Annotated in this window: 13 protein-coding genes and 1 tRNA gene; 11 read left to right on the top strand and 3 right to left on the bottom strand. The window is 33.7% G+C overall.

Annotated features, from left to right (window positions below; all coding sequences use genetic code 11):
* The coding region (gene mutL, locus SFT90_01880; protein MDX1949232.1) for a DNA mismatch repair endonuclease MutL at positions 1 to 1,244 on the bottom strand (1,244 nt) is incomplete at its 3' end.
* Complete coding sequence (locus SFT90_01875; GenBank protein ID MDX1949231.1) at positions 1,245 to 2,504, bottom strand: hypothetical protein; 1,260 nt, start codon at positions 2,502 to 2,504, stop codon at positions 1,245 to 1,247.
* 69 nt (positions 2,505 to 2,573) lie between these two features.
* On the opposite strand from SFT90_01875, the gene SFT90_01870 reads away from it, so the two are divergent.
* The 5 genes from SFT90_01870 (at position 2,574) to SFT90_01850 (ending at position 8,805) form a co-directional block, all read left to right on the top strand.
* Positions 2,574 to 2,849, top strand: a complete 276-nt coding sequence (locus SFT90_01870) for a hypothetical protein (protein MDX1949230.1) — start codon at positions 2,574 to 2,576, stop codon at positions 2,847 to 2,849.
* The gene (gene tatC / locus SFT90_01865; protein MDX1949229.1) at positions 2,846 to 3,592 is read left to right on the top strand and encodes a twin-arginine translocase subunit TatC; all 747 of its coding nucleotides are present in this window, start codon (positions 2,846 to 2,848) and stop codon (positions 3,590 to 3,592) included. Before SFT90_01870 ends, tatC begins: the two co-directional genes overlap by 4 nt.
* Before the next feature lie 270 nt (positions 3,593 to 3,862).
* Entirely contained in the window at positions 3,863 to 5,146 is a 1,284-nt protein-coding gene (serS, locus tag SFT90_01860) for a serine--tRNA ligase (GenBank protein MDX1949228.1), read from the top strand.
* Between the two features lie 136 nt (positions 5,147 to 5,282).
* A complete protein-coding gene (locus tag SFT90_01855; protein MDX1949227.1) occupies positions 5,283 to 6,734 on the top strand; it encodes a LysM peptidoglycan-binding domain-containing M23 family metallopeptidase in 1,452 nt (483 codons plus the stop codon).
* Positions 6,735 to 7,008: 274 nt separating this feature from the next.
* Positions 7,009 to 8,805, top strand: a complete 1,797-nt coding sequence (locus tag SFT90_01850; protein MDX1949226.1) for an IucA/IucC family protein — start codon at positions 7,009 to 7,011, stop codon at positions 8,803 to 8,805.
* A 292-nt stretch (positions 8,806 to 9,097) separates the two neighbouring features.
* On the opposite strand, the gene SFT90_01845 is transcribed toward SFT90_01850, so the two are convergent.
* Positions 9,098 to 9,172, bottom strand: a tRNA-Asn gene (locus SFT90_01845).
* A 328-nt stretch (positions 9,173 to 9,500) separates the two neighbouring features.
* Here SFT90_01845 and rpsB point away from each other — a divergent pair.
* The 6 genes from rpsB to frr all read left to right on the top strand — a co-directional run bounded on the left by rpsB (position 9,501) and on the right by frr (position 13,558).
* Positions 9,501 to 10,397 (top strand): 30S ribosomal protein S2, encoded by an 897-nt coding sequence (rpsB, locus tag SFT90_01840; protein MDX1949225.1) that lies wholly within the window; start codon positions 9,501 to 9,503, stop codon positions 10,395 to 10,397.
* Positions 10,398 to 10,450: 53 nt separating this feature from the next.
* On the top strand, positions 10,451 to 11,344 hold the full coding sequence (tsf, locus tag SFT90_01835; protein ID MDX1949224.1) for a translation elongation factor Ts: 894 nt from the start codon (positions 10,451 to 10,453) through the stop codon (positions 11,342 to 11,344).
* A 330-nt stretch (positions 11,345 to 11,674) separates the two neighbouring features.
* Entirely contained in the window at positions 11,675 to 12,376 is a 702-nt protein-coding gene (gene pyrH, locus SFT90_01830) for a UMP kinase (protein MDX1949223.1), read from the top strand.
* A gap of 70 nt (positions 12,377 to 12,446) precedes the next feature.
* On the top strand, positions 12,447 to 12,725 hold the full coding sequence (locus SFT90_01825) for a BrnT family toxin (GenBank protein ID MDX1949222.1): 279 nt from the start codon (positions 12,447 to 12,449) through the stop codon (positions 12,723 to 12,725).
* The gene (locus SFT90_01820) at positions 12,703 to 12,954 is read left to right on the top strand and encodes a BrnA antitoxin family protein (GenBank protein MDX1949221.1); all 252 of its coding nucleotides are present in this window, start codon (positions 12,703 to 12,705) and stop codon (positions 12,952 to 12,954) included. The genes SFT90_01825 and SFT90_01820 overlap by 23 nt, the downstream gene beginning before the upstream one ends.
* A 52-nt stretch (positions 12,955 to 13,006) precedes the next feature.
* Positions 13,007 to 13,558, top strand: a complete 552-nt coding sequence (gene frr, locus SFT90_01815) for a ribosome recycling factor (protein ID MDX1949220.1) — start codon at positions 13,007 to 13,009, stop codon at positions 13,556 to 13,558.
* Positions 13,559 to 13,672: the final 114 nt, after the last annotated feature.

Here is a 13,672-nt window from a genome sequence, read left to right as displayed (position 1 = left end):
GGTTGAATTTCAGAATTATTTTGCGAAGAAAAACTTTCTTTCTCATAATTTTTTGAAGCAGGGGGCAGTTCTTGCGGTGCAAAAATTTTGCTAGAAAAATTTACTGAAGAATTATTTTTTTGATAATTAACAATATTTTTTCCAGCGTAAAAATTTGAAGTTTTTTCTGATAAATAATTATGATTTTCAGAGATTTCAAACTTTGCTAAAGCATCTTCTGAAATCGTGTTTGAGGCTCTATGGCCAGCATTTGAAAGTGCCATTTTTATAGCGCCAACAATCAGCCCACGAATTTCTGCTTCAAAACGAAAACGAACCTCTGCCTTAGCAGGGTGAACATTCACATCAACTTCATCAGCAGGAAGTTTTAGGAAAAGTGCAACAACAGCATTTCTATCACGGGCTAGAAAATCAAGATACGCCCCTCTTATAGCCCCTAGAATTGCTTTATCTCGCACGGGTCTATCATTTACAAATAAAAATTGATCCGCTGATGTTGAGCGATTAAAAGTTGGCAGACTTGCAAAACCTTTAAGCTCTGCATTGCCTCGTTTTGTGTTGATTTCAACGCAATTTTCTTGGAAATCTTCACCTAAAATTTCACCAATTCTTTTTAGCCAAGCATTTTCTGAAAAGAGATTTTTTTTATAATCCAAAATTATTTTCCCATTTTCTCTAAGGCTGAAGCCACACTCAGGGTTTACCATTGCAAATTTATTTACAATGTCAATGATCTTACTTTTCTCAGATCGCTCAGTTTTCAAGAATTTTAAGCGTGCAGGGGTTGCATAAAATAAATCAGAAATTTCAATTTTTGTGCCTTCAGAAATATTTGAAGGTTTCTTATAAATTATATTTCCACCTTCAATATAAATTTGGTTGGCCTCACTAGAACCCTTGAGAATACTTGAAATTTTCATTTTTGAAATTGAAGCAATTGAGGGAATAGCCTCACCCCGAAACCCAAAAAATTTTATATTAAATAAATCTTCATCAGGTAATTTTGAAGTGGCGTGGCGAAGCAAACATAGCTCCAAATCCTCGGCATTCATACCTTTGCCGTTATCAGTTATTGCAAGATAAGTTTTTCCACCCTCTGAAAAATCAACATCAATTTGGGTTGCACCGGCATCAAGTGAATTTTCAACGAGTTCCTTAACTACAGAAGCAGGCCTTTCCACCACTTCACCAGCCGCAATGCGATTAACCAAATTACTTGGTAAGATTTTTATGGTTGAGATCAATTATTCCCCCTTTTGTAGAATATCTATTGCAATTTTTTTGCCTTGTTCAACGGCTGGTTGATCAAAAACATTAAGCTGAAAATAATATCCAATCAGCACAATTTCTAACACAGAAAAAGCACATAATTGCCCCATCACTTCTTCATCTAATCTAGGAATTTTAAGGATTCTAGCCGGAATATTATTTTTGAAAAATGTTGTGATTGTTGATTCAAAAGAGGCATTTATTACATCACCAATTTTTTTATTTTTTAGATAATTCGGTGCGTATTTTGCAATATTTTTTGAATAAACTACATCACCTAAATTTTTTCTTTCTGATGCGATTAATGTAAAAAATTTATCTTTTCTGCCTTGCAAAAATTGTTGTAACTGCGAGTGCTGATCAAGAGTTCCAACTGCCCTAATTGGCGACATTGCAGAATTATTTTTCCCTAAACTTTCCGCATAAATTTGCGAATACCAAGAGTTGAAATTTTTCAACCTATCTTCATATGGGAATATCACATTTGAAGCGCACCTGCCTGAAAACAAGACATTCAGCACCGCTCCATCAACAGCATCTAAATTTTTTTGGTTAAAGCAATCATCAAAATAATTTTTTGCAGAGTTTAGAAATTTTGAAATATCAAGCCCCACAAAATCTGAAATTATTAGAGAAACATTTGTGAAAATTGAAAATCTTCCCCCAACTTTATGATGCTCTAAAACTCTAATTTTTAAGTCTTCCGCAATGTTTCTAATGATATTATTTTCATTATCTAAATGCGAAATTATCGTAAAATTTTCAGAAATATCTTTAGTTTTACTTTCAACCAGTGAGAGAAAATATAGAAATTGCGTTATAGTTTCAAGTGTGCCACCAGATTTACTAATCACTAAAAAATGGCTTTTAGAAACATCAATATCTTCTGAGATTTGCTTGATTGTGAAGGGATCAACATTATCAATAAAAACGATATTTTTTCTTCTAATAAAGCTATTGCTAATTAAACCGAGGATTGTTTGACCGCAAAGCGTAGCACCGCCAGTGCCAAGCACATAAATGGTTTCAGCGTTCTCAGAAATTTTTTTGGAGATATCTCTTGCTTCAGAAATTCTTTCTTCTAGATTTTCAAAATCAAAAACTGGCTGTTTATCTTGCAAAATTTTAGGCAAAAGGGATATCATATGCTGTTTTGCTTGCTCAAAATCAGTTTTCTTAATGCCGAATTCACCAATTTTTTCAGCAAAGCAGTTGGAAATTTCTTGATTTAGCATAAGAATTTTCTTGGTTTTATTAAGCATTAAAATATATTACCAATCTTAAAATGCAACTATAGTTAGTTTATGTTTGATTTATCAATCTGGGAGATTTTGATTGTAATTCTTGGAGCAATAATTTTCCTCAAACCTGAGGATTTTCCTGTTGTTATTCGTGCGGTTGCAAAAATTTTTAGAAAAATAAAAAATTTTTCAGCAGAAATTTATAATCTAATTTTTGAAGATGAAATTATAAAAGATGTCGTAAAAACCACGAAAATCATTGGTGATGACGGCAAGGAGCATATTGCTTATGATGTGAATGAAATTTTATCAAATGATAAAAACAATTTGAAAAAATGAGCTTAGACCCCGAAAGAAAGCAAGCCATACTTGAGCATCTTAGAGAGTTAAAAACTCGTGTGATTTACGCTTTTTTAGCTTTTATTTTTGCGTGTTTAGTAAGCTATTTTTTTAGTGATAAAATTTATAGTTTTTTACTAAAGCCACTTGCAGAAGCTGGCGGTGGAGCTGAGCGAAGAATCATCTATACAGGCCTTGCGGAGGCTTTTTTAACCTATCTAAAACTAGCTATATTTTCTGGCTTAATACTCGCCTTTCCAGTAATTATTTATCAAATTTATGCTTTTGTTGCCCCCGGTTTATATAAATATGAAAAGCCTTATTTTATAGGTTTTCTGCTCGCTTCACCGATTTTATTTTTGCTTGGATTTTTGTTGGTTTATTATTTTTTACTGCCAGTTGCTTGGCAGTTTTTTTTGAGTTTTGAAAATGATAATATCGCAAATTTACCAGTTCAATTAGAGGCGAGAATTAGTGAATATTTATCATTAGTAACCAATTTAATACTTGCTTTTGGGCTTGCGTTTCAGTTACCAGTAATAATTTTAATCTTGATAAAATTAGATATTTTAACCCCACAAATGCTAGTAAATTCAAGAAAATACACAATTGTAATTTTACTTTTTGTTGCAGCAATTTTAACCCCACCAGATGTGATTAGCCAACTCGCTTTGTTTTTCCCGCTTTATTTACTCTTTGAAATTTCTATAATAATAGGCAAAAGAATTACTTTAGCTAAATGAGTATAAATAGAGGTTATTGTTATGGGTCAAAAAATAGAAATTAGCAGGCAAAAATTTATTTTCATAGTCAATCTATGGAAAAAATTTTTAACGAAATAATTTCTATTTTTTGCCATAACCCAAAGGGCAATTGCTAATTTTGCTTACTAGACTGCGAAAAAATCTTCGGAGATATCAATAAGTATCCCACTTGATTTTTTCTTGTTATTAAGCAAAATTAGCTTGTTGCAATAACCGCTATTTATACTCATTTAGCTATAAAATTGATTTATGCATAATATAAAATTCATTCGGGAAAACCCTGAAATTTTTGATAAAGAAATGGCGAGGAGGGGCCTAGAGCCTCTCTCTCAAAAGATTTTGGAAGTTGATAAAGCTCGCAGAAATTCAACCGCTGATTTACAAAAACTACAAGAGGAATCTAACCGAATCGCTAAGCAAATTGGTGATTTAATGGCTCAAGGCAAAAAATCAGAAGCCGGTGAATTAATTGAAAAATCCAAAGAGTTAAAATCGCAATTACAAGAGCTGAAAAAATCTCAAGAGCAAAACCAAGATGAAGAATCTGAAGAGTTAAAAAATCTACTAGCGACTATTCCAAATATTTTGGCGAGTGATGTGCCAGAAGGAAAAGATGAATCTGAAAACAAGGAAATTAGGCGTTTTGGTGAGGTAAAAAATATTCAAAATCCAAAACATCATTTTGAAATTGCTGAAAATCTTGGGCTTTTAGATTTTGAAAATACTGCACTAATTTCAGGTGCAAGATTCGCAACTTCTTTTGGTGTTCTTGCAAAATTGGAGAGGGCTTTAGCAAGTTTTATGATTGATATCGCTACTCAAGATTTTGGCTATCTTGAAGCATCTCCCCCATATTTGGTGAAACCAAATGCGATGTTTGGCACAGGGCAATTACCAAAATTTGAAGCAGATTTATTCAAAACTAGTGATGATTTTTATCTCATTCCAACCGCTGAAGTGCCAATTACAAATTTAGTGAGAGAAAAAATTTTGGAAGAAAAATCCTTACCACTGCGATACACCGCCTTCACGCCTTGCTTTAGAAGTGAGGCCGGCTCTGCTGGAAAAGATACAAGAGGCCTAATTAGAATGCATCAATTTTCAAAAGTTGAATTGGTTTCAATCACAAAAGCTGAGGATTCAGCAACCGAACATGAAAGGCTAATTTCTTGTGCGGAAAAAATTCTGCAACTCCTAAAACTTCCTTATCGCGTGATAGTTTTATGTGCGGGTGATACTGGGTTTGGAAGCTCAAAAACTTATGATATTGAAGTATGGTTGCCGGCTCAAAATAAATATCGTGAAATTTCAAGCTGTTCAAATTTTAGAGATTTTCAAGCAAGAAGAATGAATGCAAGATATAGAAAATCTGATAATAAAATTGAGTTTCTGCACACGCTAAATGGCTCTAGCCTTGCAATTGGCAGAACAATTGCGGCGATTTTAGAAAATTATCAAAATGCAGACGGAAGTGTTACAATTCCAGAAATTTTATCACCATATATGGGTGGATTAACAAAAATTTCTTCGTAATATTTTTTGTTTGGTTATGATATTCACATTTAGTCCCCTCTCCCTAAGTGAGAGGGATAAGAACAGCAAAATTAATCAAATGGTAAATTTATAAACCTTTGTTAATAGTGCCTAAATAATCTTTTGAAATATCATAATGCTATTATTTATTAGAAATTTTTTTGTATTAATTCTTTTATTTTCTGCTTCAGCCTGCGGTATGCAAGAGGGTGCAACCATTGTTTTTGGTGATGAAGAACAAGGCGAATATGATGTTGTTACGGGTAAAATTTCTTCAGATGTAAAACCCTCTCAAAATGATTTAATAATTGAAGATGCGACGCCTGTAACGGAGGATTATAATATAAATCCTAATAAAGATTATTCTGCAAATGAACCAATTATTGAAGATAGTGTTTCAGAGATTGCAACAACAAATAAAGTTGATAGAAATCAAGCGGAAAGCCAGCCTCAAGAGATTATAGCAATTGATAATACAACAAGTAGTGAAGAAAAAAATTATGGGCAGACTATAAAAATTTCTTCAATAACCCACGAAGTGCAAGCAGGTGAAACGCTCTATTCTCTATCAAGAAAATATAATATTCCGATTTTACCAATCATAATTTCTAATAATCTTGAGCAACCTTATACCTTGAAATCTGGGCAGAAAATCAAGATTCCTGAAGGCACTTTTCATATAGTTGGTGATGCGGATACACTCTATTCAATCTCAAGAAAATATAATGTGGATATGTCTGCTTTAACGCAAGTGAACGCATTGAGTGAGCCATTCAAAATTTCAAAAGGGCAGAAATTGCAGATTCCTTTTCCATCTTCAAGCATAGCAACCACTGAAATTTCAAATACTGAAGCTACGACTACTGAAACTATTTCACCGCCAAAACGCGTAATAAATTATGAACAAAATATTGAAGCCGATGGCTTATTGCGGGCAGAAAACCAGATGGAAGGCGGGCCAGCATCTCTGCAAAAATCTCATAAAAGCGTTTTTGCTTTCAAGAAAGATGGCGATAATGAAACCGCTTTAGCTAAAGATGCCTTAGAAAATAATTTCGCTCAAAATTCATCTAAAATTAATCAGGCTAAATTGCCTGTAAACCCAACAAAACCATCTATTCCAGAAGTTGAAAAACCTGTTGAAAATAAAATTGCTTTCTCACAAGAAACCAAGCCAACTGCTCCAAAAATTATAGAAGATAAAAATATTTCTAAGCAAGGTTTCATCTGGCCAATTAGGGGCAAAATTGTTAAAAATTTCGGCACGCAAAAAAATAATGAATATAGTGATGGTATAAATATTGCGGCGAATGCTGGTGCGGAGGTTAAAGCATCTTCAGCTGGCAGAGTTGTTTATACTGGGGATAGCTTAAAAAGCTATGGCAATCTAGTTATTGTAAAACATGATAATGGTTTGCTAACTGCCTATGCACATCTTAATAAAATCAATGTTAAGAATGATCAAAAAGTTGCTAGAGGCCAAGTTATTGGCAATGTTGGTGCAACTGGAAAAGTAAATTCTCCGCAACTTTATTTCGCCGTTAGAAAAGGCAAAGACGCCAAAGACCCTAACACATATCTACCCTAAAAATTTCTTTTAATAATAATCTAATATAATTTGTTCAGGGGAGTAGTTATTAATGCTAAAGAAGAAGAAAATATTTTAGGAAAAGTTCTTAAAATATAGCAAGGATAAGGTTATAGAGCTACCGTGCTTTTGCCTGCATTTTTAGTTTTAAGTGATTTATTCCATACAAATTCAAATATTTCAATTTGCTTATCGTATTGCCTGCTAAAACACAGTTTGTTAACCATTTATTAATCTTTATGAGTTATAATTCTAGTATTTGTTTAACTTATTTATGGGAAAAGATATAGAAATAGATTTATCTGCGGAGAATATAACTATATTAAGGCAAATCGCCAGTGGTTATTATGATGGAATATTTGAAGATTTTAGCTTTAAAATAAATATTGGAGATTCAGAACATTTAATTGAAGATTTACAATCTGCACTTTCATTTATTTATAATTTTAACCCAATTAAAAGCGAAGATTTATTTATTTACCAAATTAAGCCAGTAGAAAAGAAGATAGAAGGAATTAAAGATTTTTTAGAGGATGTTTATCTTCCCAAATTAAAAGAATCTTTTAGTATTCATTTTGGTGATGAACTAGATGAAGATAGAGTATTTAATTTAACTAAAAATTCTATTGAAAATGAAAAGCACTCTATTTTACTAAAAAAAATTTTCGACTCTAGTTTTAACTCAAATTTAGTGAATTTTTTTAACTATATTTTTGAAAATAACCTCGAAAATGATAGAAGCTTTTGGGCAAAAATTAGTTCCTTTAAGGGGCATCCACTTCATCCATTCGCAAAGCTTAGGGCTCCCTTGAAAGAAGGTGCTAATGAGTTAAATAATTTTATTCCTGAATTAGGATTAGAATTTAAGGTAAAAATATTAGCTATAAAAAAGAATCTCTGTAAATTTGTTTTTGAGGGTAGTGAAGCTACTTTTTTAGAAGCAATAAAAAGAACATTTAATTTTCAAGAAGATAAATATGAAGATTGCTTTCTGATTCCAATACACCCTTTAGAATTAGAAACCTATAAAATGTTATATTCAGAACATTTTGCATCAAATGATATTATACTTACAGATTTAGAATTGCCTGTTAGATCTAATATATCAACAAGGAGTTTAATAGTGGGTAATGATTTAGGTGATATAAAAGTTAGCCTACCAAGCTACCAAATAACAGGGGGTAGAAGAGTTTTGAAATCAGATGATATAGATTCTATACCATTCATAAATAATTCAATTCGAGAAATAATATCATCAGATCAAATTATCTCAGAAAATCTGAGGATTACCAGAGAATTGGGTGGCATATATTTTGAAAGAAAAGTAGATAAGCACGATTTGTCTTTTATTCTGAAGGCTTCCGAAAATGCATCGTTAAAAGATAGTGAGTTTTCAATACCTCTAGCTGCATTTTTTGCATTTTCACCTACTTCAAAAAAACCACTTATAATAGATTTTTTGGAGCATTATAATATAAATACAGAATCTAAAATAAATAGTTGGTTTGCTTGTTACGCTGAGCAAGTAATATCAGGACAACTTGACTTGATGCTTAAATATGGCGTATGCCTTGAAGGTCATCAACAAAACTCAAGGCATATTTTTAACAAAGCAACGGGAATGCCTATTTCTGGTTTTGCTCAAGATATAGCTGGTGGAGCAAGAATAAATAAAGAGATATTTGACTTAAATTATAAACTGAGTTCAAAAAATAAATTAAATAATTACCGAGAAGGAAATATAACATATCTTTCAGAGCAATTTAACCATACCACGATTGGACAAAATCTAATTTCTTTAGCTTCGGTTCTTGCGAACCACATTGATCAAGATTTATCAAAAGAAAAATTCTCTGCTTTAAAGAGTATTATTATTGATAAAGTTGAGGAATCTATCAACAGATGCAAGGATCATAAAGTAGAAGAAGGTTTTGAAAAAATTTATAAAGCTCAATTATCCGAATTTATTTTTATTACTTTTGGTGCTTTATCCCCCACAAAGTGCTTATCACACATAGCGGTAAATCAAGCAATAAAGGGAACTTTCTATTCCAACAATATGCTACATTAATATAAATATTTTAGGAGTTAGTTTTTAGGCTATAAACCCTATAAATTATGTCAGAGATTAATTACAAGGTTAATTATTACTACAAAATCCAAACGCTTTTTAGAATAGCCCATACTATACAACTACTTGAGTGCGTATATTTTTATATACATAAATTTTATACCCCAACTGACACCCCCAGAGGTGATAGATTATGTGAATATAACAGAGATGGCTTAAGACGGATAATAGCTTAAAATCAGAGGAAATCAAAGATATTTAAGACTTTTGGGGAGGTTTGAAGAGAGAAAGATGGCTCCGCGGGAGGGATTCGAACCCCCGACCAAGTGATTAACAGTCACCTGCTCTGCCACTGAGCTACCACGGAATATAAGGCAATTGTTCAACTCTAAAAGACTAATTCAGAGGTTGAAACAAAAATAAAGGCTCAAGAAATATCAAAGCAGTTTTTAATAATAAAATCTCAATATGCAAGAAATTTATTTTGCCCCCCTTAGTTTCTAAAAGTAAAAACCCGCAAATTATGCTTGAAAAGCTTGGATTTATGATTATAAACCGCCTCAAGTTTAGAATTTCTAAACTACTTCGCACACAGATTACCAGTGGAATTTATTCTCTGGCTTTCGGTCTTTTATAGTTTTCATATAAAAGTACTTACATCTGTGGAGGTTTAACCGAAAATAAAAAGGAGATTTATGACATCTAATGCAGCTTTTACAATACAAGAATTAATGGATGCTGGCGTTCATTTTGGCCATCGCACAATGAGGTGGAATCCTAAAATGCAACCATTCATTTATGGTTCAAAAAATGGCGTTCACATTTTAGATTTACAAAAAACCGCACCGCTACTTCATAGGGCATTAGGCGTTGCACAAGATGTTGCAAGCAAAAATGGCAGAATTCTATTCGTTGCAACTAAAAGACAAGGTTCAAAAATCGTTGCTGAAGCAGCTGAAAGATGCGGTCAATATTTCGTGAACCATCGCTGGATGGGTGGCACTTTAACTAATTGGCAAACGGTTTCTCAATCTATCAAAACCCTTGATACATATGAGCAAAAGCTTGCTGATACTGAAATTAACCTTCCTAAAAAAGAAAGGCTTCAAATTCAAAGGGAAGTTAACAAGCTAAACCTTGCACTTGGTGGTATCAAAAAGATGGGTGGCGTGCCTGATTTAGTTATCGTAATTGATACAAATCGTGAGAGAAACGCTCTTAAAGAAGCAAGAAAACTCGGTGTTCCAGTTATCGCAGTAGTTGATACAAACTGCAATCCTGATGATATTGAATATATCGTTCCTGGCAATGATGATTCTATCAAATCTATTAGGCTATTTTGTAATTTATTCGCTGAGGCTATTCTTACTGGAATTCAGAAATCAGTAGGAGGATTTTCTAATAAAAAGCCAGCTTCTAGCCCTGCAAATGACGATGAAGCTAAAGAAAAACCTGATGCTTCTTCAAACAAAAAATCTGGCAAGAAAGATGAAAAATCTAAACCAGAGAAAAAAGCAACTGAAGTAGTTAAAAAAACTTCAAAAGTTAAGGCAAAAAAGCAAGATGATGAATCAGCTGATAAGCCTGAGTAATTAGGTTTTCTTCTATTAATTCATTCTATTAAAAATAATTTTAAGAGGTTAAAATGACTATATCTGCAAATGCAATTAAAGATTTAAGAGAGCAAACTGGTGCTGGTATGATGGATTGCAAAAAAGCACTTGAAGAAACTAAGGGTGATTTTGAAGGTGCGAAAGATTGGCTTCGTGCAAAAGGTTTGGCGAAAGCTGCTAAAAAAGCTTCTCGCGTGGCGGCTGAAGGCTTAGTTGCGGTTGCAACTTCTGGCGATAAAGCTGTTGTGGTTGAGCTTAATTCTGAAACTGATTTCGTTGCTAAAAATGCTGAGTTTCAAAATCTTGCAAAAGAGATTGCAAATAATGCACTTAACACAAATGGTGATGTTGAAAACATTAAGAATTTCAAGCTTTCTAACGGCACCACTATTCAAGAAACTATTACAAATGCAGTTGCAAAAATTGGTGAGAATTTGAATCTTCGTCGTTCTAAATTAGTTAATGCAGAGGGCGGAAAAGTTTTCACTTATGTTCATAGTGCGGCTGGCGAAGGCATTGGTAAAATTGGCGTTTTAGTTGCACTTAAAGGTGGTGATGAAAATCTTGGCAAGCAAATTGCAATGCATATTGCAGCAAGCAAGCCGGAATCTCTCAATATAGAAACCCTTGATAAAAACTTTGTTGAAAGAGAGAGAAAAGTTGCTGCAGAAAAAGCTCGTGAATCTGGTAAGCCAGAAAATATCATTGAGAAAATGGTTGAAGGTTCAGTTCGTAAATATTACGAGCAGGCAGTTCTTTTAGAGCAGGCTTTCATTATGAATCCTGATAAAAAAGTGAAAGATGTAATTGCGGAAGCAAAAGCTCAAATTACTGGTTTTGCTCAATTTACACTTGGTGAAGGTATTGAGAAAGAAGAAGTTGATTTTGCTGCTGAAGTTGCAGCAACTGCCGCTGGCGGAAGATAATTTCATTATATTGTCTAACAAATTTTAAGGGAGGTTTTTCAATCTCCCTTTTTTTTATGGAAAATTTTTCACTAAAAATAAGGTATTGTTAGGTAAGTGTAGTTTTTTCTCTTTAGTGTCACCCCGCATTTATTGCAGGGTTAATGGTTGAAAGTGTTTCTAAACCAAAGTTTGAATGTGTTTATTGTTTAACCCCATGACAAGCACGGGGTGGCAATTTGCGGTTAAATAGTTATAAAAAACACCCACTAAAAAATATTCCATTTCTACACTTCCATTCTCAAATTCGTTGGGATATATTAATTATATAAAAATTGTGAGATCTTAAAAATGTATAAAAGAATTTTACTTAAACTCTCTGGGGAAGCCTTGATGGGTTCGCAGCAATTTGGTCAGCATTTGCCAACCGTTACTAGAATTTGTAATGAGGTGAAATCTGTTGTGGATCTCGGTGTTCAGGTTTCAATAGTAGTTGGTGGTGGCAATATATTTCGTGGTATGAAGGCCGCTGAAGCTGGCATGGAACGGAGCGGTGCGGACTATATGGGTATGCTTGCAACCGTTATGAACGCCCTTGCACTACAAAATATGTTGGAATCACTCGGCACTGAAACACGCGTTCTTTCAGCTATTCCAATGGATACGGTTTGTGAGCCTTTTATCCGTAGAAGAGCCATCAGGCATATGGAGCGTGGCAGAGTTGTTATATGTGCAGCCGGCACTGGCAACCCTTATTTTACAACAGATACCGCCGCTGCTTTGCGTGCATTAGAGCTTAATTGCGATGCACTTTTCAAAGGCACACAAGTTGATGGTGTTTATTCTGATGACCCTAAGAAAAACCCCAATGCGGAACGTTATACATCACTTTCTTACAAGCAAGTTTTGGAGCAAGATTTACGAGTTATGGACGGTGCTGCCATAGCAGTTGCGAGAGAAAATAATTTACCTATTGTCGTTTTTGATTTACATGAGGAAGGCTCTTGCGTAAAAGCAATTAAAGGCGAAGGCAAGTTTACGATTATCAAATAGATGCTAGGTTTATCCTCTTGACTTATCTATTTTTTGTATATACAATAAATATCAATATATAGGGCGTTAGATGGAAAGATTTGAGTGGGATATTAACAAAAATAAAGCTAATATTCTCAAGCATAATATTGATTTTGAAATTGTATTTGAAGCTGATTGGAAAAGTTCTTTAATACTGGAAGATAAAAGAATTGATTATGGCGAAACTAGATTTTTAGGTTATGTTCCAATTAGAAAAAGGCTATATACAATAATTTTTACCTACCGCTTTGATGTTAAAAGAATAATTAGCGTCAGAAAAGCCCATAGGAAGGAGGTTGCTATCTATGAAAAATATAGACAAATATGATAATTGGTATCCTAGTAAAAAAGAATTGGCCAATCTTAAGCCAATTACTGATTTTCCTGAATTGCTGGAATCATTAGAAAAGGCTAAAAAAAACGGAAGACCTAAACTTGCAAATCCTAAAAAGCAGGTTTCTATTCGCTTAGATATTGACTTGCTAGAAAAATTTAAGTCATTAGGTGCAGGCTGGCAAACCCGTATAAATGAAATTTTAAGAGCTTACTGGGCTTAGAAAAACCAACAATCATCGTGAAAATAATCCAATAACCAAACCCCTGTATAATATGGCAAATTTACAAGAAATAGAAAAGAAAATGAAAGCATCACTTGATAATTTCAAGCATCAAATGGCGGGCTTACGCACTGGCAGAGCCAATGCTGGGCTTGTTGAAAATATCCGTGCGGAAATTTATGGTAGTCAAATGCCAATCAGCCAGTGTGCATCAATAAGTATTCCAGAGCCTCGCACTATCTCAATCAATGTGTGGGATATGAGTAATGTTTCTGCGGTTGAAAAAGCAATACAAACTTCTGGTCTTGGCTTAAACCCTAACACTGAAGGCACAGTGATTCGCTTAAACCTGCCAGAACTTACTGAAGAAAGAAGAAAGGATTTAGTGAAAATGGCAAATCAGCAAGCCGAACAAGCAAGAGTTGCAATTAGAAATATCCGTCGTGATGGTAATGATTCTGCTAAACGCGAGAAGAATGAAGGCAAAATTTCTGAAGATCAAGTAAAAGGCATCAACGATAAAATTCAAAAACTAACTGATGATTTCATTGCCCAAGTTGATAAAACCCTCAAAGATAAAGAAGCAGAAATATTGAAAGTCTAAGGGAATTAGGCGTTAGGAATTGAGAGTTGTTAATAATTATCCGTCATTGCGATTGAGCTTTAGCAAAAGAACCAATCTCAGTGTTTTTAATCTCCCAAGATCACTTCACTCGCT

This window comes from Rickettsiales bacterium (assembly GCA_033762595.1).
Classification (GTDB): domain Bacteria; phylum Pseudomonadota; class Alphaproteobacteria; order Rickettsiales; family UBA8987; genus JANPLD01.
This window is presented reverse-complemented; position numbering and strand designations above follow the sequence as displayed.